This is a genomic window from Pseudomonas sp. 9.3L, assembly GCF_058536285.1.
Genome location: NZ_JBZUBK010000001.1, coordinates 1031814 through 1056567, shown reverse-complemented (window position 1 = coordinate 1056567; position 24754 = coordinate 1031814). Strand labels below are relative to the sequence as shown.

Here is a 24754-nt window from a genome sequence, read left to right as displayed (position 1 = left end):
GCGGCGGCACACCATGGCGTTTTGCTTTACCATACGCAGCCCCTTTTACGCCTGCCCGGAGCCCACGATGACGGCCACCGCTGATCTTTCGCCCACCTTAGCCTTGGCCTGCGAGCTGATCCGGCGCCCATCCGTCACCCCACTGGATGCCGACTGCCAGGCGCTGATGATGCAACGCCTGGGGCACGCCGGGTTTGCCTTGGAACCCATGCGAATCCAGGACGTTGACAACTTCTGGGCCTACCACGGTGGTAACGACGGCCCGGTGCTGTGCTTTGCTGGCCATACGGACGTGGTGCCAACGGGCCCTACCCAGGCGTGGCAGCATGGGCCCTTCGACGCGTTGATCGATGACAATGGCATGCTCTGCGGGCGTGGCGCCGCTGACATGAAGGGTAGCCTGGCTGCCATGGTAGTGGCCGCCGAACGCTTCGTCAGCGACTACCCCGCTCACCGTGGTGGCCTTGCATTCCTGATCACCAGCGATGAAGAAGGCCCGGCCCACCATGGCACCAAGGCGGTGGTGGAGCGCCTGGCGGCCCGCCAGGAACGGCTGGATTGGTGCATCGTGGGCGAGCCGTCAAGCACCGCGCAGGTAGGCGACATGGTCAAGAACGGCCGCCGAGGTTCGTTGGGGGCGACCCTGCGCGTACGTGGCAAGCAAGGCCATGTGGCCTACCCTCACCTGGCGCGCAACCCTATTCACCTGGCCGCGCCCGCCTTGGCCGCGTTGGCCAGCGAGCACTGGGACGACGGCAATGCCTTTTTCCCGCCCACCAGCTTTCAGGTCTCCAACCTCAATAGCGGTACCGGCGCGACGAATGTGATTCCCGGTGAACTGACCGCTGTGTTCAATTTCCGTTTTTCCACGGAGTCCACAGTTGAGGGCTTGCAGTCACGCGTTGCGGCCATTCTCGACCAGCACGGGCTGGACTGGGAGATTGACTGGGCCCTCTCCGGCCTGCCCTTCCTGACACAGCCTGGCGAACTGTTGAGCGCGGTGGCTGGCGCGATCAAGGCGGTCACCGGCCTGGACACCCAGCCTTCCACCAGCGGAGGCACCAGCGATGGCCGCTTTATCGCAACCCTGGGCGCTCAAGTCGTAGAGCTGGGGCCCGTCAATGCAACCATCCACCAAGTGGATGAACGTGTGCTGGCGAGCGACCTGGACCTACTCACCGAGATCTACTACCACACCCTCGTGAAGCTGCTCGCCTGATGCTTACCTGCCCACTGTGTTCAGCCCCTCTGGCGACAGCCGACAATGGCGTCGCCTGCCCTGCCGGGCATCGCTTCGACCGCGCCCGCCAGGGCTACCTCAACCTGTTGCCGGTCCAGCATAAAAACAGCCGGGCGCCGGGTGACAATCAGGCCATGGTGGACGCCCGTCGTACCTTCCTCGAAGAAGGTCATTACGCGCCTGTCGCCGAACGCCTTGCAACGCTGGCGCGCCAGTATCAACCCGCCCGGTGGCTGGACATCGGCTGTGGCGAGGGCTACTACACCGCACAACTGGCCCAGGCCTTGCCCCACAGCGAAGGGTTCGCGCTGGATATTTCCCGTGAGGCGGTCAAGCGTGCCTGCCGCCGGGCGCCTCAGGTGAACTGGCTAGTGGCAAGCATGGCCCGCGTTCCCCTGGCCGAGGCGTCCTGTAGCTTCATCGCCAGTGTGTTCAGCCCTCTGGACTGGATCGAGGCCCGCCGCGTGTTAAGCCCAGGGGGTGGTCTGATGCGGGTTGGCCCCACCACCGATCACTTGATGGAGTTGCGCCAGGAGCTGTATGACGAAGTGCGTGACTACGTGGACGACAAGCACTTGGCCCGGGTGCCCGACGGCATGCGCCTGACCCACACCGAAGTGCTCAGCTATCGGCTGCGCCTGATCGATGGCACGAGCCGCGCCAACCTGCTCGCCATGACCCCCCACGGCTGGCGGGCCAGTGCTCAGCGGCGGCAAGCGGTGATCGATCATCCGGGGCCTTTCGCGGTAACCGTCTCCATGCGTTACGATTACTTCACCTTCGAGCCAGGCGCAGCCCTCCCGGTCAGTCACCCTTCCACCTAGTGAGCCCACCATGCAGCAACCGGACATCGAGATCTACCTGAAGGACACCGAGGTCGACCACAAGGCAATCACGGCGTGGCTTACCCAGGCGCTTGGGGCCTGCAGCCCCTGGGCGCAGAAAGGCCAGGCCTGGCAGTGCACTGCGGGGCCGGTCCCTGTGACCTGGGTGCCGCTGGCCGTCGGCAAGTGGAACAGCCTTTACCTCGAAAGCGACCAGACCCCATGGGTGGACGATATCGCCTGCGCCCGAGCAGCCCATGTGGCCCTTGGGGTAGAGGTACGGTGCTCCCCCGGCAGCTGGATCGAAGAGGAAGGCGAAGACAGCGCGGACCGCTGGATCCGGGTCAGTGCCGAAGGTGAGCAGGAAATCACCTGGCGCACGTAACCGTTTCAAGGTGCTACAGATAAAGCCCTGACAGGGCTTTTTTTCGATGATCTGTCACACTAGCGCCTTGTTCACCTGAGCTCGCTCGTATGACCCCTTCTGTATTGCACCGCGTGGTATTCAGTGCACTGCGCCGGATCCTGTTTCTATGGGTCCGCTCGGAAACCATCAATCCGGGTGTGAGCACCACGCTCGACCGCAGCAAGGCCATTATCTATGTGCTGGACAGCCCGGCAGTCACAGACCTTGCAGTCGTCGATCACGAATGCACTCGCTTGGGCCTGCCACGGCCTGCGCTGCCGGTAGCGCTAGGGCCCAGCCTGGAACGACGGGCTTTCTTTTACCTGACCCCTGCCGCTGACTGGTTGGGCCGCCGCGACAAACGCGGCGCGCCTCCAGTATTGAAACGGCTTGTAGACGCCTGCATGGCAGCCCCTTCTGAGGACGCGCTCATCGTACCGGTAAGCGTATTCTGGGGGCTTTCGCCTGAAAGCGAATCGAGCCCCTGGAAACTGCTGTTTGCGGACAGCTGGGCGGTCACCGGCCGCCTGCGACGGCTAATCACTGTGTTAATCTTGGGCCGCAAGACCCGAGTACAGTTCGCGCCGCCTATTTCCTTACGTAGCCTGGTCGAGACGGGCAAAGGTGCCGAGCGCACCGTACGCATGGCACAACGGTTGCTCAGGGTGCATTTCCGGCAGCAACGCGCTGCCGTGATCGGGCCAGACATCTCTCATCGCCGGCATTTGGTCAAAGGCCTGGTGCACTCAGCCTTGGTACGCCAGGCCATCGCTGAGGAGGCGGCGCGGCAACATATTACCGTAGCGCGTGCCGAGGCCCAGGCGCTGCGCTATGGCAACGAGATCGCTTCGGACTATACCTACACGGCCATTCGTTTTCTTGAAGTGATCCTGAGCTGGTTCTGGAACAAGATCTATGACGGCATCAAGGTCAGCCAGATCGAGCAGGTACAAGCGATCGCGCCAGGGCATGAGGTGATCTACGTCCCCTGCCATCGCAGCCACATCGACTACCTGCTGCTGTCCTACCTGCTCTTCCGTAACGGCCTCACGCCCCCGCACATCGCCGCAGGCATCAACCTCAACATGCCGGTTATCGGCAGCCTGCTGCGCCGTGGCGGCGCGTTTTTCATGCGCCGCACTTTCAAGGGCAACCCTCTCTACACGGCGGTCTTCAACGAGTACCTGCACACCCTCTTTACCAAGGGTTTCCCGGTGGAGTACTTCGTCGAAGGGGGGCGCTCGCGCACCGGGCGCATGCTGCAACCTAAAACGGGCATGCTGGCGATTACTTTGCGCAGCTACCTGCGTTCGTCCCGTACCCCTATCGTCTTCGTACCGGTGTACATTGGCTACGAGCGCGTGCTGGAGGGGCGTACCTATCTGGGCGAGCTGCGGGGCGCCAGCAAGAAGAAAGAGTCGGTGCTGGATATCTTCAAGGTGATAGGGGCGCTCAAGCAGCGATTTGGCCAGGTGTCGGTCAATTTCGGCGGCCCCATCAAACTTACCGAGTTTCTTGAGCAGCAACAGCCAGGCTGGCGCACCCAGCCTATGGCGGCAGACTTCAAGCCTGCCTGGCTGAACCAGGTCACCCACCGTCTGGGGCAGCAGGTCGCCCGCGGTATCAACGAGGCCGCAGCCATCAACCCTGCCAACCTGGTGGCGCTGGCGCTGTTGTCTACCACCCGCCAAGCCTTGGATGAACAAGCGCTGGCCCGTGTACTGGACCTGTTCCTGAGCCTGCTACGAACGGTGCCTTACTCCCTCTACACCACAGTGCCCGATGGTAACGGGCAGGCGTTAATCGACCACGTCAAAGGCATGGGGTTAGTGGCCGAACAAACCGATGCCTTGGGCCGCATTTTGTACTTGAATGAACAAAATGCCGTGCTCATGACGTACTACCGCAACAACGTATTGCATGTGTTTGCCCTGCCCGCCCTGCTGGCCAGTTTGTTCCAGAGTTCCGCGCGTATCGACCGCCTGCAGGTGCTGCGCTTTGCCAAGGCGCTTTACCCTTATCTGCAAGCCGAGCTGTTTATCCGTTGGCCCGTGGATGAGCTAAACGCCCTAATGGACCAATGGCTGAGCGCCTTCGTGGCCCAGGGGCTACTGCGCCAGGAAGGCGACAGCTATTTGCGCCCGGCACCCAGTACCCGACAGTTCGTGCTGCTTACGTTGCTGGCGCGGGGCATTACCCAAACCTTGCAGCGCTTTTATATGGCCACAGCCCTGCTACTCAACCATGGCCAATACGGCCTTACTGCCGAAGCGCTGGAAGATTTGGCTACGGTCATGGCGCAGCGGCTGTCGATCCTCCATGGCCTTAATGCCCCGGAGTTTTTCGACAAAAGCCTGTTCCGCCATTTTATCCAGGCATTGATCGATACCGAGGTGGTGCACCGCAATCCGGAGGGCAAGCTGGGCTATCACGCCCGACTGGGCGAATTGGCTGAAGGGGCGGCCAAACGCGTGCTGTCCGCAGAGGTAAGGCTGTCCATTCGCCAGGTCACCCTGCACCGTAGCGATGAACTCGCGGCCAGTGAGCTTGGAGGGGTGCCAGAAGCCTTGTTGCCCGACGCGCCGCCTGCGGATAAATAACCACCACGGCGGCCTAGTGATTTCCTCCTATGGTGAGCGCCCGGCCAATGATGCCGGGCTTATTCACGCAAGGAGAGCACCATGAGCACAGCCACACTAACCGGCACCCTGTATTACCTCACCCGCGAATTTTTACCTGCGGTTACCTTAAAGGTGGACTTGTGGGAGGACCCGCCTGAAGACGCTGAGGCTACCCCGCTGGCCAGCACCACACGCCAGGTGTCCCATAACGGTCCACTGACCTATACCTTGGAATACGACTTGGCCAGTTTGGTTGACGGCAGAACCTACAGCCTCACCGCTACCCTGCATCATAAAGGCCGGCTGTACAAAGTAACCGACACCTACCAACCGGTGGCCCTGCCGGAAGCAACCCGCATGGACATCAAACTTGCCTCTGCTCAGACGGGCGGTATTCATGGCGGCAACTTAATTGACCTGGAACGCGGCATCGGCCCGACCCGTCGCAACCCAAAGGACCTGGCTGATCTAGCCATACTGGAAGACATAGTAAAACTGCCAGAACTCACTGACGACCGTAGTTGATACACAGGCCGCGCTTTCCTTGAGGGCGCGGCTTACCTTGCAAGGGGCCTTTAGCTGCGTGCCTTTCAGCCATCCAGTACAGTAGCGGCTTTTGCGAAACGGAGTGTGCCAGTGAAACGCCTTGCTACCTTAGTCATGACCCTCGCCCTTAGTGCCTGCAGCACTGGACCCGCAACCGACATCCTGCGGGGCGAAGCCTTTTACCTGCAGCGCATTGCTTTGCCGCCGAACGCAGTATTGAGCGTTACGTTGGCCGACGTGTCCCTTGCCGATGCGCCCGCGCAGCCTCTGGCTCACTACACCGGCCCGTCCGGTGCACAGGTGCCTCTGCCGTTCGAACTGACCTACGACCGCGGGCGTGTAACCGCTGGCCACCGCTATGCCGTAACGGCGCGCATCGAGGCTGCCGGGCGCTTACTGTGGATCAATACAGAAGCCGTACCCGTGGCGCTCGATGGCAGCGACCCGCTGCCTTTGCGCGTACGTGTCGATCAGGTAATGGTCAACCCGATGCGCTGAGCAACGGCGGGTCAGGCGCCGGGCTTGAGGGACTTCTTCGGGTAGAGGTCATACCGGCTGGACTTGCCTTCGAGAGTAAGGCTGGGGGCTGGCCCCTCGATGGGCGGGGCCTTGCGCGGGCGCTTCACCGTAACCCGGTGGGTGGCCAGGGCCAAGGCAGCTTCCAACAACGCAGGGGCGTCCAGGTCGTCACCGACCAAGGGGCGAAACACGCGCATTTCCTTTTTAACCAGGGCGCTTTTTTCGCGGTGCGGGAACATAGGGTCCAGATAGATCACTTGAGGCACCTCACCTTGCCAGTGGCGCATTACGTCAATGGCATTCCCTTGATGCAAGGTCATGCGCGAAACGATCACACTGACATGCGCATCGGCGCGCGCCCGCAGCAAGCCATCGCTGAGCAGTTGAGCGATGATCGGCTGGCGCTCGATCATGTCCAGGCGGCAACCCAGAGACGCCAGCACAAAGGCATCCTGACCCAGCCCTGCGGTGGCGTCCAACACATGGGGGCGAACCCCGGGCTGCAGGCCTACCGCCTTGGCAATCATCTGGCCGCTGCCGCCGCCGAACTGACGCCGGTGCGCGGCCCCGCCTTCGAGAAAGTCCACCCACACCGGGCCAGGCGCGCCAGGGCCCAGTTGCTGCAAACGCACACCCGCAGGCCCCACCTCAAGCGCGAAGTCTGCCTCCCCTTCTCCCAAAGGCAAGCCCAGCGCAACGGCCAGGGTTTGGGCCGCTTCGACGAAGGCCGCGCCTAACGGCGTGACCTGAATGCGGCAGGCAGCAGGTAGCTCTTGCATAGAGTGCTCTCAAAAAATTAAATCTTCGCCAAGGTCGGCCGATAGCCAGGGTATCCGGTATTTTGCCAGAGCCACGCAGCCCACTGAACGCCATGACCGATCTCATTTCTCCACCTATTGGTTACCTGTCCCCGGTTGGCAACTTCAGCCGGCGCAATACCGAGACGTTGGGCGGGGTCAGCCAGCTGTGGCAGGATTTTTTTGCCACCGCGCTCAAACCCCAAGAGAACGGCGAGGAAAGCGGCGAAGGGGGCTTTGCGCCGCCACTGCTTCACCCCATGGCGGTCACTACACAGGAAGGCGAGCCCATTGCGGCCAGCCGCTGGTTGGCGCAGGTGAATGCGCAGCGCGACTGTGACGTGGACGATCGCGCGCTCAACCCGGCGCGGCCGTTGTTTCTGCCTATCGCGGAATTCGAAACAGACCTGCTGCCCGCCCCGGCCCTGCCCTATCCGCCAGAAGACCTCCAGGCGCAACAGTTCGAGCTGGACCTGGACACCGGCTGGCACCGCCCGAAGGTGCTCAACAATGGCCAGCCCATACCCGAGCCAGGCCCGGCGCCCAAGCCGCGCGCGCTCTACCTGCCTATCGCGGAATTCGATGCCGACCTGCTACCGCCGCCAAACGTGCCCTTTGACGCGCCTACTCTGATTCACCAGCAATACGAACTGGACTTCGATACCGGCTGGACGCGCCCTATCGTCTTGCAGAACCTGCGCGTTACCGCCTGAGCCTGTGCGAGAATGCTCGGCCACGTTTCGGCCCTGTGTTGTGCGCCTGTGAGTAAGCATTTATGAGCCACCCTACCGCCTGCCCTACCTGTGGCGACCCAAACCAATGCGCAATGGCCAATGGCGCAACAACGCCTTGCTGGTGCTTTACCACACAGGTAGCACCCGAGGCTCTGGCGGCACTGCCTGAGGCGCAGCGTAACCTTACCTGCCTGTGCCCACGCTGCGCCGCCGGCGTAGTTGCTGCCAGGGCGCCCGCCAACCATGCGGATTGACCGTTTCGTAGCCAACCTGCCTACGTTCAACCGCCAGCAGGCGCAATTGGCGCTGGCCTTGGGGCAGGTAGAAGTGGACGGTCAGCGGGTAACCGACCCGCGCCTGGACGTGCGCAGCGTTCACACTGTTACCCTACGCGGGCTGGAGGTTCAGCGAGGCCGCCCTGCCCGCTACCTGATGCTGCATAAGCCCGCTGGGTGCGTGAGCGCCACCTCAGACCCTGCCCACCCCACGGTGATGGAGTTGCTGCCTCACGCCGAGCGTGCCGAACTGCACCTGACCGGGCGCCTGGACTACAACACCACCGGCCTGATGCTACTGACCAACGACGGCCTCTGGTCGAGGCGGCTCACCCTCCCCGGCAGCAAGCTGCCCAAGCGGTACTACGTGGAAACCGAGCAGCCCATCGAGCCCGAATACGCACCGGTATTTCATGAGGGGGTGTTTTTTGCCTTCGAGGGGCTGACCACCCAGCCCGCCCTGCTAGAGGTGCTTGGCCCACGCAAGGCTTACCTTACCTTGGTAGAAGGCCGCTACCATCAGGTAAAGCGCATGTTTGGGTACTTTCAGAACAAGGTTACCTGCTTGCACCGCTTGGCCATCGGCCCGCTGACACTGGACCCGGCCCTGGCACCAGGGCAATACCGGCCACTGAGCGAGGCTGAATTACAACGCATGGCAGATTGCTTCCATCCGCCGGTTTAACCCTTGCCGTTTCGCTGCCTCAAAAAAGAGGTTCATTTTTGGAAAGCTTTCTGGTAAAAAGTACACCGCTCAAGCGGGTGTAGTTTAGTGGTAGAACGGTAGCTTCCCAAGCTCTAGGTGAGGGTTCGATTCCCTCCACCCGCTCCAGTTTCTTTCGCGGCATTTCGGATTTTTCTGCCGATTTCCGTTCTGGTCTTAGCGCCGTTAAGCGCGCCTCGTACTTCCTTCATCGCAGATCCTTCATAAGCCAAGCGTCTTTAATGCGTGCTGCTAATCGCCTGCCTGCCAGATCATTGGAATGAAAATGGACGCCTATAAGACACTGAGCTAACGTTCAGGCGCACGCAACGGTGCTCGTAGGCTGCTCATGAGTTGGCGATAGCTAATCAGGGCTACCCAGGCACCTATTGCCTTTAGCCCCTCGCCCAGTACGGACGCTCATGATTTATCAATGCAACGGATGCCACAAAACCACGTTCGAAACCGCCTGCCCTTGGTGCAATAGCCCGCAGGTTTCCTCGTCATCAGAGCTTCGTGCTCATCACCTGACGCCGCTTGACCCCTCCTTCTACCCTGATTTCCAATACCAGTCCAAGGGACTTATCAAGGATTTTTTAGGCAAGAAGAAGGAACAGGCGCAATTGAACGATCTGCTCAAGAACGTGCTGAGTAAATATGCTGAGCTCCGGCAGCCATACTTTACGAACTTCATTCATACCACCCGAGAAATCACGTCTGGTTCGACTGACGCAGGTGTCCCTGGCCCAAGGATAGATGGCGCGTATACACAGCGTGAACTGTTCAGGGAAGTGCTGATTAGAAAGGGGTTCGATGAGCTTGAAGGCTTGCCGTCGCTTCTGGACAAACTGCTGCTGACTACAGTGTTCAACTCAACCTATTTGGGGTTCTCTAGAGAACTCAACCGGCACATCAAAGCAGATCTAAACGAGACTCTTCGCTCATGGATCGATGAAGCAGGAACGACCTTCCGCTTTGACCTTGCCCTCTTCTACTACTACCTATGGGAAAACGATATTGCTTATCCAGAGGTGGAATTCAACCCCCAAGCGATTGCCGCAGCAAGTACCCCATTAATGACACTGCCTGGGTTTCGTAGTGGGCTGAGTCTGTGCGAGGCTATTTACTTCGACATCCTCGTCGAGCGTCTTGCTAGCCAGCTTGAGCATTTCAATCCAAACCGGTTTATCACCATGTATCTGGTTGACGCGATGGATGGCTTTCAATTCGAGGCATTCTTGGTCGAGATCTTCCAGACCATAGGCTTCGACGTAAAGGAGACCAAGAAGACCGCCGACCAAGGGGCCGACCTGTTTGTGAGCCGGTTCGGAAAGAACATGGTGATCCAGGCAAAAAACTACACAGGCTCGGTGGGCAATGCTGCCGTCCAGCAGGCAATCTCGGCAAAAGCCTTTTATGGCTGCGACGAAGCGATGGTAGTCACCAACTCGTACTACACCAAGGCGGCCACAGAGCTGGCAACTACTGCAGGTGTGAGGTTGGTGGATCGGGAGGGCTTGCAAACTTATCTGGACGATTACAATCAGAAGCTGATTGAAGTGTTCCAGGCTGAGTCGGAGGAAGACCACGGAGTCTAGCCTTACAGTGCTGCCGCTCATCTCACGGTGTAGGATCGGAGAATGCTTTACTCGGAAACCTGAGCAAGGGGCAATATCAACTCACAAACCTGGGAGGTCGACCTACAAACCTGTCAATTGGGCGGTTGCCAAGGCTGAGTGCAACACAGCTATTGAGTTAAGGAGGGGGGCTGGTGATGCTTAGCCATCATAGCCGTCATCATTTCAATGGGGCATTTGTAATCAAATCGCTGACGCGGACGGATGTTCAACTGGTACGCAATGGCATCCAGTTGCTCCTGACTTACACCTGACAGATCGGCTCCCTTAGGCAAATACTGGCGGATCAATCCGTTAATGTTTTCGTTGCTGCCCCGCTGCCAAGGGCTGTGCGGGTCGCAGAAGTAGATCGCCACGCCAGTGCGCTGGGTGATTTCAGCGTGCCGCGCCATTTCACGACCCCTGTCATACGTCAGCGTTTTACGCGCCGCCAGTGGCATACGATTCAATGCCGCACTAAAGCCCTCAACAGCCGAGGTGGCCGTCGCATCGTTCATCCTGACCAGCATCAGATAGCCTGTACTTCGCTCCACCAGGGTCCCGACAGCCGATGCATTGGCCTTGCCCTTTATGAGATCGCCTTCCCAATGGCCCGGCATTTGCCGATCCTCTACCTCTGGCGGTCGTACGTGAATGCTGACCAGATCAGGGATTTGACCGCGCCGGTCAACACCGCCAGACCGTGGGCGCCTGGTGGTGTTGCCTTGGCGAAGGCAGATGATCAGTTCCTTGCGAAGCTCGCCCACTGGCAGCGCATAGATGGCGTTGTAGATGGTCTCGCGACAGACGAAGGTGTCTTCAAAGTTAGGAAATTCCATGGACCTGAGCTTGCCTGCAATTTGCTGTGGGGAAAAGCGTTGTCGCAACAGATAGACCACAAGATCGAACAGGTCGCTGCCTGGGACCAGCTTTAGCGCAGGGCGGCAGACCTGGCGGCGAGAGCGCATGTGTTGCTGGGCTTGGCTGGCTGAATAGCGATGAGCGGTCAGACTGTTGCGGCGCACTTCGCGGCTGATGGTCGAAGGGCTTCGGTCGAGCATCCTGGCAATGGCCCTCAGGCTCAGGCCCTGAAGAGTGCCTATTTGGATGGTCACGCGTTCTTCGATGTTGAGCTCTTGATAGGACATAGGCATACCGTACCGGAAAGGTCAGGTGTTGCACTCAGTTTTTGCCGCTATCTTGCCTATAAAATCAGCGCATGTTTCGCCGACCGCTACAGGAGGTCGACATGCCCGCAAAAGCTAAGAATGCCAGCAAGACTAAAAACCCCTACCTCGAAGCAGCCGAGCGCTTCCGTCAGCTGGCTCAGATCCTGGCGCAGGATCCTATTGAAGCCCAGGCTTTCCGTATGAGGACTGGTGTCTATGACGCCAAAGGCCAGCTCAAGGCTGTCTATCGCTGATGTATCAACACCTTCCCCCTTTTGTTTTTGGTTTGCACGGGTGCACTGCGACAGCGACGGATCCCTCTTTCAGCCCTAGACCTCTCAAGACTGGCACGGGCCTTTCAGCGCGCTTTGCAGTTAACTACCTAGAACGACCCTGCTACGATCTCCCCCCTTTGAGCCGCTCTCAGCGTTTAACCACCCCTTCCATGACGTCCTAGCGTTCGCGCACCACGCACCTGATCCGGAATGACCTTCAATGCCCCACACCCCCTCCCTGCAACGCGGCCTCAGCGCTCGCCACCTCCGTTTTATCGCCTTAGGCTCGGCCATCGGTACGGGTTTGTTCTATGGCTCGGCATCGGCCATTACCTTGGCAGGCCCTGCCGTATTGATGGCTTACCTGATTGCTGGCGCAGCGGTCTACATGGTCATGCGCGCACTGGGTGAGATGGCCCTGCACAACCGGGCCCCTGGCTCGTTTGGCGCCTATGCAACCGACTACCTTGGGCCTTTTGCAGGCTATGTCACCGGCTGGACCTACGCCCTTGAGATGGTGATCGTGTGCCTTGCAGACGTTACTGCTTTCGGGATCTACATGGGGTTCTGGTTTCCAGACGTCCCCCGTTGGGTGTGGGTGCTTGCGATTATCGGCGTGGTCGCGGCACTTAACCTGTGCTCGGTTAAAATGTTCGGCGAGCTAGAGTTCTGGCTATCGTTGCTCAAGGTCAGCGCCATCGTGGCCATGATTGTGGGCGGCACGGCACTGTTGCTGCTGCACCCGCCTGCCGACGGCCTACTGAGCAACCTGTGGGCCCATGGCGGCTTCATGCCTCACGGGGTCTCGGGGCTGGCGGCGTCCCTGGCTGTGGTGGTGTTCGCCTTCGGCGGCGTGGAAATCATCGGGCTGGCGGCCAGCGAAGCCAAAGACCCGCAACGTGCGCTGCCGCGGGCCATCAATGGCGTGCCGTTGCGTATTTTGCTGTTTTACGTGCTCACCCTATTGGTCCTGATGGCGCTGTTCCCATGGCAAAACATCGGCAGCGAGGGCAGCCCCTTCGTGCAGATCTTCAGCGGGTTGGGGTTCCCGTGGGCGGCGGCGTTACTGAATATTGTGGTAATCAGCGCTGCCATCTCGGCGATCAACAGCGATGTCTTCGGTGCGGGCCGCATGCTATTCGGGCTGGCCAAACAAGGGATGGCGCCGGCTGCCTTTGCCCGCGTGTCGCGTCGCGGGGTGCCATGGGCGACAGTACTGGTCATGGCAGGGGCGCTGCTGGCCGGGGTGCTGCTGAACTACCTGATTCCAGAAGGCGTGTTTTTACTGATTGCGGCAATCGCCACCTTTGCCACCGTATGGGTATGGCTGATGATTCTGCTGTCGCACCACGCCATGCGCCAGCGGCTGGGCAAGGAAGGGAGCGCTAACCTGGCCTATCAGGTGCCTTTCTGGCCATTGGGGCCGTTGGCGGCTATCGGGTTCATGCTGTTCATTCTGGGTGCGCTGGGCTACTACCCGGATACCCGTGCAGCCTGCTGGGCAGGGCTGGGGTGGCTGGTGGTGTTGGCAATGGTATGGAAAATACGCGGAGGCAAGGCCCGACCTGAAATGCCGGGCCCGGACGCTTAATCTTTATTCTTTGCCTGCTGCTTCGCGGCGGGCCAGGAAGTCGTCTTCCAGCATGGCGTCTACTTCGGCTGGGGTGTCTTCCAGCACGGGCGGTGCGGTTAGGTGCCCGGTGGATTGCACGGGCTCATCCAGCCGGCCCATCAAATGCTCTAGCGCATGGCGCATTTTTTCGGCAGCACCGTCAACGGCCAGCTCCATGGAGTCTGCCTTGTGGGTAACTGACACGGGCGAATGGCCCTTGGGCCGTGCCTCGATCTGGCAACGCTTGTCTTCCGCACCTGCCTTGTTGGCATTCTCGTCGCTGACGTGAACTTCGACACGGGTCAAGAAATCATCAAAGCGCTCCAAAGCGCTTTCTACGGTGCTGCCAACCCAGTCATGCAAACCTACGCCGGCATTTACCTGGTTGCTATTGACCTGTACCTGCATGGCTGCTCTCCACTGACTATGATTTACAAATACGTGTTCTTGCTTGGAGCAGCGAAGCGACGAAAGGTTTATTTGAATTGAGAAGCCGCCGGCCTATCACAGCTATACCCGGTAGCAAAAATAGCCAGCCTTTTACCCGCAGGCCCTAGGAGTAAGCGCTATGCCCGATTCGCTGCACCATGCCTTGGAAAAAATCTATGAGAACCAGATTGCCCTCGCAGCAGCGATTGAGGAACTCGCCTTGTGGGTCGAGGTACGCGGCGAAGACGCTGCCACTGCAGGCAGCGTGCGTGACGCCTTGGACACCCTCGATCGCAACGCCGAACCCTTGAGCCGCTGGATTTCGGCGCTGCACACCGGTGGTGCGGGTCAGTAGCCCTGGGCCGCTAGAATGGCCTGTATGGAGCGCGGGGCCGGGCGGCCGTAGAACTTCAGCAGTTCAGCGGCGCGGTTAGTGAATATTCCATCCACGCCCGCCTTCTTGACCTTCTCGAAGTCAACAGGCTCGTCCACGGTGTATACATGCACCAACAGGCCTTTTGCGTGGGTGACTTTGTTCATCCAAGGCTGCACCAGGTCCATGTAGCTCTGATCGCCTCCCTGGGTGAGCGCCGCTGAAGGGCCAGTGCCCACGGCGCCATGGGCTTGAGCGAAATCGACCCACTCCGTGAACGCTTCCTTGCTAGCCGGTTGCTGGCTGGCATACCACACCGCTTTATCCTTCACTTCCGAATCTGCAAAGCTCACCTTGGTCTTGGGTTCGATACTGCCCTCCCCTACCCATAGCAGCAGTACCTTAGGCACCTTGGGCATCTGTTTGGCGAGCAATTCCAGACTGGCCTTTTCGAACGTTTGCAGCACCACGCGGCGGCCTTCGGCAACCTCGCCCGTGGGCGTCAGCCAGCCTCGCGCAATCAGCTTCGCTTTAAGGTCTGCCTCAATGCCTGGGTACAGGTTGGGCACTTTGGTTTCGATGTATAGCCCTGCTCGATGAGTAGGGTCTGCCTCGGCAATGTCGATGATTTCATCCAGCGTAAGCACCTTGGCGCCTGCAAAACTGGGCCGGGCACGCTGGGGGTGGTTGAGGTTGAACCAGGTGCCAGCGTCCAGTTGCTGAAGCTCAGCCAGCGTGAAGTCACTGATGGGCCGATCGCGGCGCTCGGGGAACCGGGTGGCGACGTCGGTGGTTCTGAGCAGGGTATCGTCATGAAACGCTACCAGGTGGCCGTCACGCGTACGCTGCAGGTCCATTTCCAGGTAGTCCGCGCCTACCTCGCGGGCGGCCAGGTAAGCAGGCCGTGTAGATTCAGGCGCGTCATAGCTGGCGCCACGGTGAGCGATCACGGCGGGGTAAGCGATGTTGGCCTTGTGCGCCAGCGCTTCGGGGGATGGCGCGGCGGCCAGCACAGGGCCAGCCGCCAAGGCCAGGCACAACAGCGCGCTGGGCCAGAGGTACTTTCCATTCACGTTCACAAGGGTCCCTCTCTTTAGGTATGAGATACGAGCATAACGCAGCGCCAGGCCGACGCTCGCCTGTACTGCACCACGGCCGTAGCAGGGCCGTACACGGCAAAAATTTTGCACTCACGTGCTACAGTCGTACGCCAAACCCTCTGCATTGCTGCACCTATGACTGCTCAGACCTTTGACGCTTTTCTCCCCGCCTGGACCGACACCCGCCTGGCTGGCCACCGCCCCGGCCTGCTCCTTGGCAACGGTGCCAGCCGCGCCCTGTGGCGAGGCTTCGCCTATGACTCGCTGTTCGAGCTGGCGCAAACCGTACGCAACCGCCCCCTGGGGCAAACCGACCTGGCGCTGTTCAAAGCCATGGGTAGCCGCAGCTTCGAGCAAGCACTCAGTGCCCTTAACGCCACCACTCGCGTCAATGCTGCATTGGCCATCGGCGCTTCCGGGCCGCTAAACCGCTACTACGCTATTAAAGAAGCGCTGATTCACGCCATGCGCCGTGTCCACGTGCCGTGGGGCCTGGTACCGACCAGCACTCGCCTGGCTATGAACACGGCTTTACGGGACTACCCGCGCGTCTACTCCACCAACTATGACCTGCTGTGCCATTGGGCAGTATGGGAAGCGCCTGAAGGTTTCGACGACGGCCTGGACGCGGACAGTGGCTTTGACCTGCGCAAGCCCCCTACAGGCGAGCACCAGTTGTTCTACCTGCATGGTGGCCTGCACTTGCTCAAAGACCGCGACGGTGCCACACGACGCCGGGCGGCCAGTGGCAGCGAGTTGCTCGACGGTTTTGCCATCAACACGCCAGGTGACGTGCCCCTGTTCGTGAATGAGGGCACCAGTGCCGACAAGCTGCGTGGCATTCGCGGGTCGGACTACTTGTCCAGTTGCCTGGCTACCCTGGCCCACCATCAGGGCCCCTTGTGCCTATTCGGCCACCAACTCAACGAACAGGATTCCCACATCCTCGCCGCGTTACGCCAGGCGCCTATCGGGCACATGGCCGTGGGGATTTTCCCCATGAGCGACCCTTGGGTGATGAGTCAGAAACAGCGCTACCAGCACCTACTGGGCGACCGCATGACGCTGGAGTTCTTCGACACTACGCAACACCCCTTGGGCCTGCCTTCGCTGTACCTGCCCCAGCCGCCCGTGCGGGCCCGAAGCTGAATCAGCCTAACAAACCATCGGCCCGCAGCAGGGTTTCGAGGCAGTGCTCGCTGACCCCGTAAAACGCCTTGAGCTGGCTGATGCGCGCCAGCTTGAGCGCAGGGTCTACAGGCGCCTGGCGCTTGACCGCCAGGATCATCTTGTTCTTGCTGGTGTGCTCTAGCGAAACAAACTCGAACACCTTGGTTTCATAGCCGCATGCGTCCAGGTAAAGGGCGCGCAGGCTGTCGGTCAGCATCTCGGCCTGCTGGCCCATGTGCAGGCCGAATTGCAGCATCGGGCCCAGCGGGTCAGGGCTGACCATCTGAGGCCGCAGCTGCTTGTGGCAGCAGGGTGAGCACATGATGATCGCCGCCTGGCTGCGAATGCCCGTATGAATGGCGTAGTCGGTGGCCACGTCGCAGGCGTGCAGCGCAATCATCACGTCGATACGTGGCGGTACCACGGAGCGTACGTCCCCGCACTCAAAGCGCAGGCCGGGGTGCTCCAGTTGAGCAGCTGCCTGGTTGCACAACTGCACCATGTCCTCACGCAGCTCCACCCCTGTTACCCAGGCGTCACGTTCAAGACCGTGGCGCAGGTAATCATGAATGGCGAACGTGAGGTAGCCCTTGCCGGAGCCGAAATCCGCTACCTGGATCGAGGCCTCGGGCGCTAACCCTGACTGGGTAAACGCATGGGCAAAGACTTCGATGAACTTGTTGATCTGCTTCCATTTGCGCGACATGGCTGGAATCAACGCGCCTTGGCTGTCTGTCACCCCCAAGGCCATCAGGAAGGGCCGCTGCAGGTCCAGCCAGCGCTGCTTGGCGCGGTCATGTTCAACGCTTGCCGGTGCCTGAGGCTGCGCGGCCTTTGCTCGATGCAAGCGCGCCTTGCCCTTTTTACCAAACTCCAACTGCACGGCTTCGGTGGTGGTTTGCAGGTGGGCATTGCGAAAACGCGCGGGCAGCGCGGCGTCTATCTGTGCCAACCCCTCCTCGTACGCGTAGTGCTGGGTGATGTCTCGCGTGCGGTAACGCAGCACGGCGCCCAAACGAGGCTCCCCCTTGACCACCATCGGCTTGAAGGTGATGCGTTCGAGGTCCGGCTCGCCACCTGTGGGGCGGGCCAGGACCAACTTGACCCAGCACCCTTGCGCTGCTGCCTGCGAGACGTGCGCCATGAAGGCAGCACGGGAATCGTCAGCAGGGGTGGGCACATCGGAAGCGGCAGGCATGGGCAGGTCTCGAAAAACAGCGGGGCGCCATTGTAGGCCAGCCTGGCCCGTGGGGAAAACATCAACACCCCTGCCCGCCTACTAGATCGGCAGCGGCCAATGGGTTACAACGACCCTTGCCAATTTTAAAAAAAATTATGTAATGCGATCAGCTGTACGTTTAGCGACGCAGCGCCCTGCCCAGGACTACTTTCATGAAGATGCTGTACCTACTTGTTGGCCTGGCCGCCACCGTGGCTTGCCCATCGGTATCGGCCGCCACACCAGCCACGGACGTCGCGGGCAAAGAAGCCTTTATCAACAACTTGCTAGGGCAAATGACCCTGGATGAAAAAATCGGCCAGCTGCGGCTGATCAGCATCGGCCCGGACATGACCCATGAGCAGATCGCCAAGGAAATCGCCGCAGGGCGCATTGGCGGTACGTTCAATTCGGTCATTCGCCCGGAAAACCGCCCTATGCAGGACGCGGCGATGCGCAGCCGCCTGAAGATCCCGATGTTCTTCGCCTATGACGTGATCCACGGCCACCGTACCGTCTTCCCTATCGGCCTGGGGCTGGCGTCCAGTTGGGACATGGATGCCATCGCCCTCAGCGCACGCACGGCGGCTAAAGAAGCTGCCGCCGACAGCCTGGACATGACCTTCGGGCCCATGGTGGACATCTCCCGCGACCCTCGCTGGGGGCGCAGCAGCGAAGGCTTTGGCGAAGACACCTACCTGGTGTCGCGCATCGCCAAGGTAATGGTCAAAGGGTACCAGGGCAGCGATGTTGCCGCCCCGGACAGCATCATGGCCGTGGTCAAGCACTTTGCCCTCTATGGAGGCGTTGAAGGTGGCCGTGACTATAACACCGTGGACATGAGCCCCACCCGGATGCACCAGGACTACCTGCCGCCTTATCGCGCGGCGCTGGATGCCGGGGCTGGCGGGGTGATGGTAGCGCTCAACTCCATCAACGGCGTACCGGCTACGTCCAACACGTGGCTGATGCAGGACCTGCTACGCCGAGACTGGGGCTTCAAGGGCCTGACTGTCAGTGACCACGGCGCCATTCTGGAATTGATCAAGCACGGTGTTGCTGCCGATGGGCACGAGGCCGCTCGGCTGGCGATTCGTGCAGGCATCGACCTGAGCATGAACGACGCGGTATATGGCAAGGAGCTGCCAGGGCTGGTGAAAAGTGGCGAGGTGCCTGAGGCGGAAGTGGATAACGCCGTGCGTGAGGTGCTTTCAAGCAAATACGACATGGGCCTGTTTGCCGACCCCTACCGGCGCTTGGGCAAGGCTACCGATGACCCGGCCGACACCAACGCCGAAAGCCGCCTGCACCGCGAGGAGGCCCGTTCGGTCGCCCGCCGCTCGATGGTACTGCTCAAGAATGCCAACGAGACCTTGCCGTTGAAAAAGGCCGGTAGCATTGCGGTTATTGGCCCTTTGGCAGATGCGCCCATCGACATGATGGGCAGTTGGTCCGCTGCAGGGCAACCCGCTCAGTCGGTGACGCTGGTCAAAGGTATTCGCGACGCCGTGGGCGGCCAGGCACAGGTGGTCTACGCCAAAGGCGCCAATGTGACTAACGACCGTAATAGCGTTGCGTTCCTGAACCGGATCATCTTCGACCGCACGGAAGTAGAACTGGACCCCCGCCCTGCCCAAGCGCTGATTGACGAAGCACTCAAAGCGGCCGCAAGCGCGGACGTGATCGTGGCGGCCTTGGGTGAGTCTCGCGGGATGTCGCATGAGTCGGCCAGCCGCACCACGTTGGAAATCCCCGCACCGCAACGGGAGTTGTTAGCAGCGCTAAGGGCTACCGGCAAGCCGCTGGTGGTGGTGCTGATGAACGGGCGGCCGTTGTCGCTGGTGCGGGAAAACGAACAGGCCGACGCGTTGCTGGAAACCTGGTTCAGCGGCACCGAAGGGGGTCACGCCATCGCCGACGTGCTGTTCGGGGACTTCAACCCGTCCGGCAAGCTGCCGGTCACCTTCCCCCGCTCCGTGGGGCAAGTACCTATGTATTACAACCACCTCACCATTGGCCGCCCCTTCACCCCTGGCAAAGCCGGCAACTACACGTCGCAATACTTCGATGAAGATACCAGCCCGTTATTTCCGTTTGGCTATGGGCTGAGCTACACCACGTTCGAGACGTCAGATGTGCGCTTGTCGAGCCATCGCTTGAAACGTGGCGATACCCTCACCGCCAGCGTGACCGTGCATAACACCGGCAAGCGGGACGGCGAAACAGTGGTACAGCTGTACCTGCACGACGTAACGGCCTCAATGGCCCGCCCGGTGAAGGAGCTCAAGAACTTCCAAAAGGTGTTTCTCAAGGCGGGTGAGCGTAAAGAAGTCAACTTCACCCTCGGCGAAGATGACCTGAAGTTCTACAACGCTCAGCTGCAATACGCGGCCGAAGCAGGCGCGTTCGACGTGCAAGTGGGGCTGGACTCCGACGCAGTCAAGCAGGCGAGGTTCGAGTTGCTGTAAGCAGGCACCGGCGGTACTGCGCGCTAGCAGCAGCCGTCGGGCACCTAAACCACACATCGGTTGCACAATAAGCGCGCGCGCGTGTTCTACGGTAAACCTTCCGCTGCAAGGACATACCATGCAAGACGACTTTCATTATTACGAGCCGGCCCAAGGCCATGGCCTGCCGCACGATCCCTTTAACGCGATCGTTGGCCCCCGGCCCATTGGGTGGATTTCCTCCAAGAGCCAGGACGGGGTACTGAACCTCGCACCCTACAGCTTTTTCAATGCCTTCAACTATGTGCCGCCTATCGTAGGCTTTTGCAGTGTTGGCCGTAAGGACAGCCTGAATAACATTGAAGCAACCGGGGAGTTTGTGTGGAACCTGGCCACCTTCGACTTGGCAGAGCCCATGAACCAGAGCTGCGCGGCAGTAGCTCCTGAGGTGGATGAGTTCGGCCTCAGCAGCTTGACCCCTACCCCTTCCCGGTTGATCACCGTGCCGAGAGTGGCCGAGACACCGGTGTCCTTCGAGTGCAAGCTCACGCAGATCGTGCAGTTGCAGCGCGCTGACGGGCAAACGGTGCCTAGTTGGCTGGTGTTGGGCGAGGTGGTGGCCGTGCATATCCGCCGCGACTTGCTCAAGGACGGTGTCTACGATACCGCGGCCGCGCGCCCTATTTTACGCGGCGGTGGCCCGGCGGATTACTTCGAGTTGGGCAACCTGTTCAAGATGAGTCGGCCCAAGGCCTGACTCATCCGGCCTGGAGCAAGGCCGTGTGCGAGCCAATGGCCACGCCCGGCTCAAAGTCGATCCGTGTAACGCGATGCTCGGTCACCAGGCTGGCGAACAGGTCGGCCGCAGGCCCCGCCAACCAAGCGCCGAAGGCATGTTCGTTGTTCCAGCACAGGCTAAGCTGCCAACGTTGAAGGTCCTGAGGGCCGGCACTGGCCGCGATGCTGAGGCACCCCTTCAATGGCTGTGTAGCGCTTACCAGACGGCCCAGGTATTGACCGACCATGCGTGAGTGGCGCGGCCAAGCATGGATAACGACTCGGTGACTGATCAGCGGCTGGTAGGTCATGGCGATGCTCCCAAAAATCCATTGGCTTACCCCGCCTACATTAATGAGCGTGGGGCCCGGCGCGTTACACCGATCCTGCCAGCAGATTGCCTGATCCTGCGAAGCGCTCACTTATTTGCTTCACTAAAATGCCTCAACGCCCCACTGAGGGGTGAACGTTTTGGGCAAGCCCGGTAAAGGCGAAGCAGCATCAATGCCGAAACGTCACGTGAATATGCGCAGGATCAGGCAACCATCACGCAGGATTGGACTAGGCTTGGTCCTTGCTCGTTTGTAGCCTGTCATCACCTAATCGCCGGAGTGGATGCCTTGAACCAACTCGCCGCTGCGCTCGATCCGCTGGAGGCTACGCTAGAGCAGCAACGTGCTGAACTGGCTGGCATTATTCGCCGGCATACCGAACGCCAGTCCTTATGCCTGAGCTCGGTTCCCGACCTACACCTTATACGGTACAACTACCAAGCACGGTCGCTGCCAGCGCTGGCGCAACCGGCGCTCTGCGTACTGGCGCACGGCAGCAAGGAAGTGACCCTGGGCAACGAGCGATACACCTACGATCCACTCAACTACCTGGTGGTGTCGGTCGCAATGCCGATCAGTGGGTGCATCCTTGACGCAACTGAGGACAACCCAAGCCTGTCGCTCCGCCTGGATATCGACCCTGCGGACATTACCGCCCTGATTGCCGAAGCCGGCCCCTTGAACATGCCGTCGAGGCCCGCCAGTAGGGGCTTGTATGTGGGTCGCCTATGCCCGCACTTGCTGAACGCCCTCCTGCGCCTGACCCGGCTGGTTGATACCCCGTGGGACATTCCCGTGCTGGCGCCACTGATCCAGCGTGAGGTGCTGTACCGCTTATTGCGCAGCCCACAGGGGTATCGGTTGCATGAAATCGCCCAGGCCAACAGCCAGGCTCACCGTGTGACGCAGGCGGTGGATTGGCTCAATGGCAACTTCGGCGAGCCCTTGCGCATCGACGAACTGGCGCGCCGGGTGAACCTCAGCGCCTCTACCCTGCATCACCGCTTCAAGGCATTGACGTCCATGAGCCCGCTGCAGTACCAAAAGCAACTGCGGCTTCAGGAAGCACGACGGCTAATGCTGAGCGATGGCCTGGACGTTTCAGTGGCCAGCTATCGGGTGGGATACGAAAGCCCGTCGCAATTCAGCCGGGAATACAGTCGACTGTTCGGGGCGCCGCCCAGCCGAGACCTGGCCCGGCTCAAGCTTATGAATGCGGCTGCGCCTCATTTTTCATAGCGGGCATTGCGCGGGCTTGGGTAGACTCTTGTTCAAGCCCCCTTCCTTGGCACTCCCTGCACACATGGCAACCTTGTGAACGCTTCCAGCCCCCCTATTGCCGCCCCTGCCTTGCGCGACGTGCTGATTGCCCTGATGAGCGCTATTTTCCTTGGCGCCTTGGACCAAACCATCGTCGCGGTCTCCATGCCGGCCATTTCTGCGCAATTCGCGGACGTGGAACTCCTGGCCTGGGTTATTTCCGGTTATATGGTTGCCATGACCGTAGCCACCCCTATCTACGGCAAATTGGGTGACCTTTACGGCCGCCGGCTGATGATCCTGATAGGCATGGGGGTATTCACGGGTGCCTCGTTGCTGTGCGGCATGGCTCAAAGCATGGAGCAGTTGGTGCTGGCCCGTATTCTTCAAGGCATCGGCGCAGGCGGAATGATCTCCGTGAGCCAAGCGATCATCGGCGACGTGGTACCTCCTCGTGAACGCGGGCGCTACCAGGGATATTTCAGCAGCATGTACGCCGCCGCCAGCGTAGCCGGCCCGGTCATCGGTGGCTTGATGACCGAGCATTGGTCCTGGCGGTGGGTATTCTGGCTCAACCTGCCGTTGGGCCTGGCGGCGTGGCTGTTCATCCGCAAAACCCTTGCGGGCCTGCCGAACACCCGGCGACAGGCCAAGATTGACTACCTGGGCACTCTGTTATTGATCGTCGGGCTCGGCGCGGTATTGTTGGCTATCACCGACGTGGGCCAGGGCCTGGCCTGGAACAGCACAGCGGTAGTGGGTAAGTTTGGCAGCGGCGTGCTCGCGCTGATGCTATTTGTCTGGCATGAACGGCGGTTTGTAGAGCCCTTGCTGCCGCTGAGGCTGTTTTCCGACCGCTCGGCCGTACTGTGCTGGGTCACTATCTTCTTCACCAGCTTCCAGGCAATCGCCATGTCAATGCTCGCCCCCCTGCGCTACCAGGCGTTGACCGGAAGCGGCGCCGACACGGCTGCTTTGTTCTTGTTGCCCCTGGCCATGGGCCTGCCCATTGGTGCCTTTTGTGGCGGGCGCCATACCGCCCGCAGCGGTCGTTTCAAGCCTGTGATACTCACTGGCGCGGTACTGGTGCCCTTGAGCGTGGCCGGCATGGCCCTGACCCCAGTGACTCACCTGCCCGTCAGCTGCGTGTTCATGTTGCTCACAGGCATCGGCTGCGGGCTGCAATTTCCTACCTCGCTGGTAGGCGCACAGAATGCAGCGCAGCCCCAGGATATCGGCGTCAGCACCAGTACCACCAACCTGTTCAGGTCGCTGGGGGGTGCGGTTGGTGTTGCCTTGATGTCCGCCATACTGCTGGCCTTGTTAGGGACGGGTGCGCCTTCGGGAGGGTTGGCCGAGGGCGCGCACGGCAATCTGTTGCTTGATAGCCTGGCTGCCGCGAACAGCCAGGCGGGTGGTGGTCGGGAACAGTTGGGGACCGTGTTCAGCCAACTGTTCTGGATCAGTGCAGGGTTTTCATTGTTTGGCCTGATCGCAGCCCTGGCGATGCCTGACCGGTTACTGCGCGGCCGTAGCTGAAAGAAAGGGTTCACGCCTGAGTGCAGGGCTGAACCTGAGCATGTCGAACAAGCTCGCAACCAGGCGGGGTGCCTCTTGGTCGAGGGGCTGGCTGTCGGGCAGCAGCAACCAGAGGCTGATATGGCCATCTATAAAGGCATGCAAGGCCAACGCCGCACGGCGGGTGTCCAGGGCTTCAGGAAGCTGCCCGCGGTTGACGGCGTTGCGCAAGGTAAGCTCGATCCGGTCGTTGCACTCACTGGTCACCGCCTGTCGCTGCTGGCGCAGGTCGCACATTTCGTTGGTGAACTCACACTTGTGAAACAGGATCTCGTTGATACGGCGGGTCTTGGGGTCCAGAGACACGCCTTGAAACAATTTAATAAGGAGCGCTTCCATACACCCGAGCGGGTCCGGTTCGTCTTTGCTCTCGCTTGCCCTGGCAAGGTCTTCCAAGGGTTCGCTGAGGCTATCGAGCAACGCCTGGAGCACATCGGCCTTGTTGCTGAAATGCCAATAGATGGCGCCACGGGTCACGCCTGCACGCGCGGCGATGTCTGCGAGGGTCGTGTTAGCGACGCCGCGTTCGTAAAAAGCGTGCTCGGCAGCATCCACAATGTGTTTTCGGGTTTCCAGTGCTTCTTCTTTGGTGCGGCGAACCATGGCAGTGACCTCACGGGATACCTCGCCATCGGCGAAGCGAACCGGCGCTTTTTATTGTGATGGCGAGCCGGACATGATCGATACACGGCTGGTTACAGGCTAAAACACCTATTTACAAACAGCCGCGAA

Annotated in this window: 25 protein-coding genes and 1 tRNA gene; 19 read left to right on the top strand and 7 right to left on the bottom strand. The window is 60.5% G+C overall.

All coding sequences use genetic code 11. From position 1 onward, the window contains the following. Positions 1–67 precede the first annotated feature (67 nt). From dapE to AC4LE2_RS04790, 6 genes are all read left to right on the top strand, one after another. Positions 68–1219, top strand: coding sequence for a succinyl-diaminopimelate desuccinylase (dapE, locus tag AC4LE2_RS04815; protein WP_491824469.1), 1152 nt, complete (start codon positions 68–70; stop codon positions 1217–1219). Further along, on the top strand, positions 1219–2064 hold the full coding sequence (locus tag AC4LE2_RS04810; RefSeq protein WP_491824467.1) for a putative RNA methyltransferase: 846 nt from the start codon (positions 1219–1221) through the stop codon (positions 2062–2064). Before dapE ends, AC4LE2_RS04810 begins: the two co-directional genes overlap by 1 nt. A gap of 10 nt (positions 2065–2074) precedes the next feature. After that, positions 2075–2449 carry a hypothetical protein gene (locus tag AC4LE2_RS04805; protein ID WP_491824465.1) on the top strand — a complete coding sequence of 125 codons (375 nt, stop codon included), beginning with the start codon at positions 2075–2077 and terminating at the stop codon, positions 2447–2449. 89 nt (positions 2450–2538) lie between these two features. Then, complete coding sequence (gene plsB / locus AC4LE2_RS04800) at positions 2539–5070, top strand: glycerol-3-phosphate 1-O-acyltransferase PlsB (protein WP_491824463.1); 2532 nt, start codon at positions 2539–2541, stop codon at positions 5068–5070. 81 nt (positions 5071–5151) lie between these two features. Further along, complete coding sequence (locus AC4LE2_RS04795) at positions 5152–5616, top strand: YbaY family lipoprotein (protein ID WP_491824461.1); 465 nt, start codon at positions 5152–5154, stop codon at positions 5614–5616. 111 nt (positions 5617–5727) lie between these two features. Further along, positions 5728–6135, top strand: coding sequence for a YbaY family lipoprotein (locus tag AC4LE2_RS04790; protein WP_491824459.1), 408 nt, complete (start codon positions 5728–5730; stop codon positions 6133–6135). Between the two features lie 11 nt (positions 6136–6146). Here AC4LE2_RS04790 and AC4LE2_RS04785 read toward each other — a convergent pair whose 3' ends face one another. Then, positions 6147–6935 carry a class I SAM-dependent methyltransferase gene (locus AC4LE2_RS04785; RefSeq protein WP_491824457.1) on the bottom strand — a complete coding sequence of 263 codons (789 nt, stop codon included), beginning with the start codon at positions 6933–6935 and terminating at the stop codon, positions 6147–6149. Positions 6936–7027: 92 nt separating this feature from the next. Between AC4LE2_RS04785 and AC4LE2_RS04780 the strand changes: the two genes are divergently transcribed. The 5 genes from AC4LE2_RS04780 to AC4LE2_RS04760 all read left to right on the top strand — a co-directional run bounded on the left by AC4LE2_RS04780 (position 7028) and on the right by AC4LE2_RS04760 (position 10263). Continuing rightward, positions 7028–7666 (top strand): energy transducer TonB, encoded by a 639-nt coding sequence (locus AC4LE2_RS04780; RefSeq protein ID WP_491824455.1) that lies wholly within the window; start codon positions 7028–7030, stop codon positions 7664–7666. A gap of 62 nt (positions 7667–7728) precedes the next feature. Continuing rightward, positions 7729–7941: a cysteine-rich CWC family protein gene (locus tag AC4LE2_RS04775; protein ID WP_491824453.1), complete on the top strand. Its 213-nt coding sequence runs from the start codon at positions 7729–7731 to the stop codon at positions 7939–7941. Next, positions 7931–8647: a pseudouridine synthase gene (locus AC4LE2_RS04770; protein ID WP_491824451.1), complete on the top strand. Its 717-nt coding sequence runs from the start codon at positions 7931–7933 to the stop codon at positions 8645–8647. The genes AC4LE2_RS04775 and AC4LE2_RS04770 overlap by 11 nt, the downstream gene beginning before the upstream one ends. A gap of 73 nt (positions 8648–8720) precedes the next feature. Continuing rightward, a tRNA-Gly gene (locus AC4LE2_RS04765) sits at positions 8721–8794 on the top strand. A gap of 293 nt (positions 8795–9087) precedes the next feature. Further along, positions 9088–10263, top strand: coding sequence for a restriction endonuclease (locus AC4LE2_RS04760; protein WP_491824449.1), 1176 nt, complete (start codon positions 9088–9090; stop codon positions 10261–10263). A gap of 149 nt (positions 10264–10412) precedes the next feature. On the opposite strand, the gene AC4LE2_RS04755 is transcribed toward AC4LE2_RS04760, so the two are convergent. Continuing rightward, positions 10413–11429 (bottom strand): IS30 family transposase, encoded by a 1017-nt coding sequence (locus tag AC4LE2_RS04755; protein ID WP_491823487.1) that lies wholly within the window; start codon positions 11427–11429, stop codon positions 10413–10415. A 101-nt stretch (positions 11430–11530) separates the two neighbouring features. Between AC4LE2_RS04755 and AC4LE2_RS04750 the strand changes: the two genes are divergently transcribed. Together AC4LE2_RS04750 and AC4LE2_RS04745 are read left to right on the top strand one after the other, a co-directional pair. Continuing rightward, complete coding sequence (locus AC4LE2_RS04750) at positions 11531–11704, top strand: hypothetical protein (RefSeq protein ID WP_491824447.1); 174 nt, start codon at positions 11531–11533, stop codon at positions 11702–11704. Between the two features lie 241 nt (positions 11705–11945). Further along, positions 11946–13316, top strand: coding sequence for an amino acid permease (locus AC4LE2_RS04745; protein WP_491824445.1), 1371 nt, complete (start codon positions 11946–11948; stop codon positions 13314–13316). A 3-nt stretch (positions 13317–13319) separates the two neighbouring features. On the opposite strand, the gene AC4LE2_RS04740 is transcribed toward AC4LE2_RS04745, so the two are convergent. After that, the gene (locus tag AC4LE2_RS04740; RefSeq protein WP_491824443.1) at positions 13320–13745 is read right to left on the bottom strand and encodes an HPF/RaiA family ribosome-associated protein; all 426 of its coding nucleotides are present in this window, start codon (positions 13743–13745) and stop codon (positions 13320–13322) included. 160 nt (positions 13746–13905) lie between these two features. Between AC4LE2_RS04740 and AC4LE2_RS04735 the strand changes: the two genes are divergently transcribed. Next, on the top strand, positions 13906–14121 hold the full coding sequence (locus tag AC4LE2_RS04735) for a hypothetical protein (protein WP_491824441.1): 216 nt from the start codon (positions 13906–13908) through the stop codon (positions 14119–14121). On the opposite strand, the gene AC4LE2_RS04730 is transcribed toward AC4LE2_RS04735, so the two are convergent. Continuing rightward, positions 14115–15212, bottom strand: coding sequence for a glycerophosphodiester phosphodiesterase (locus tag AC4LE2_RS04730; RefSeq protein WP_491828049.1), 1098 nt, complete (start codon positions 15210–15212; stop codon positions 14115–14117). The two genes, AC4LE2_RS04735 and AC4LE2_RS04730, sit on opposite strands and share 7 nt — an antisense overlap. A gap of 162 nt (positions 15213–15374) precedes the next feature. On the opposite strand from AC4LE2_RS04730, the gene AC4LE2_RS04725 reads away from it, so the two are divergent. Then, entirely contained in the window at positions 15375–16388 is a 1014-nt protein-coding gene (locus tag AC4LE2_RS04725; protein ID WP_491824439.1) for a DUF4917 family protein, read from the top strand. 1 nt (position 16389) lies between these two features. On the opposite strand, the gene AC4LE2_RS04720 is transcribed toward AC4LE2_RS04725, so the two are convergent. Beyond that, the gene (locus tag AC4LE2_RS04720) at positions 16390–17607 is read right to left on the bottom strand and encodes a class I SAM-dependent methyltransferase (protein WP_491824437.1); all 1218 of its coding nucleotides are present in this window, start codon (positions 17605–17607) and stop codon (positions 16390–16392) included. A gap of 194 nt (positions 17608–17801) precedes the next feature. On the opposite strand from AC4LE2_RS04720, the gene bglX reads away from it, so the two are divergent. Then, on the top strand, positions 17802–20096 hold the full coding sequence (bglX, locus tag AC4LE2_RS04715; RefSeq protein ID WP_491824435.1) for a beta-glucosidase BglX: 2295 nt from the start codon (positions 17802–17804) through the stop codon (positions 20094–20096). Between the two features lie 118 nt (positions 20097–20214). Then, complete coding sequence (locus AC4LE2_RS04710; protein WP_491824434.1) at positions 20215–20832, top strand: flavin reductase family protein; 618 nt, start codon at positions 20215–20217, stop codon at positions 20830–20832. Between the two features lies 1 nt (position 20833). Here AC4LE2_RS04710 and AC4LE2_RS04705 read toward each other — a convergent pair whose 3' ends face one another. Continuing rightward, positions 20834–21163 carry a hypothetical protein gene (locus tag AC4LE2_RS04705; protein ID WP_491824432.1) on the bottom strand — a complete coding sequence of 110 codons (330 nt, stop codon included), beginning with the start codon at positions 21161–21163 and terminating at the stop codon, positions 20834–20836. A 309-nt stretch (positions 21164–21472) separates the two neighbouring features. Here AC4LE2_RS04705 and AC4LE2_RS04700 point away from each other — a divergent pair, with 309 nt between their 5' ends. Both AC4LE2_RS04700 and AC4LE2_RS04695 read left to right on the top strand, forming a co-directional pair. Next, complete coding sequence (locus tag AC4LE2_RS04700; RefSeq protein ID WP_491824430.1) at positions 21473–22423, top strand: AraC family transcriptional regulator; 951 nt, start codon at positions 21473–21475, stop codon at positions 22421–22423. A 135-nt stretch (positions 22424–22558) separates the two neighbouring features. Beyond that, complete coding sequence (locus AC4LE2_RS04695; RefSeq protein ID WP_491828048.1) at positions 22559–23983, top strand: MDR family MFS transporter; 1425 nt, start codon at positions 22559–22561, stop codon at positions 23981–23983. Here the strand turns inward: AC4LE2_RS04695 and AC4LE2_RS04690 are convergent. Next, positions 23963–24625: a TetR family transcriptional regulator gene (locus tag AC4LE2_RS04690; protein ID WP_491824428.1), complete on the bottom strand. Its 663-nt coding sequence runs from the start codon at positions 24623–24625 to the stop codon at positions 23963–23965. The two genes, AC4LE2_RS04695 and AC4LE2_RS04690, sit on opposite strands and share 21 nt — an antisense overlap. Positions 24626–24754 lie beyond the last annotated feature (129 nt).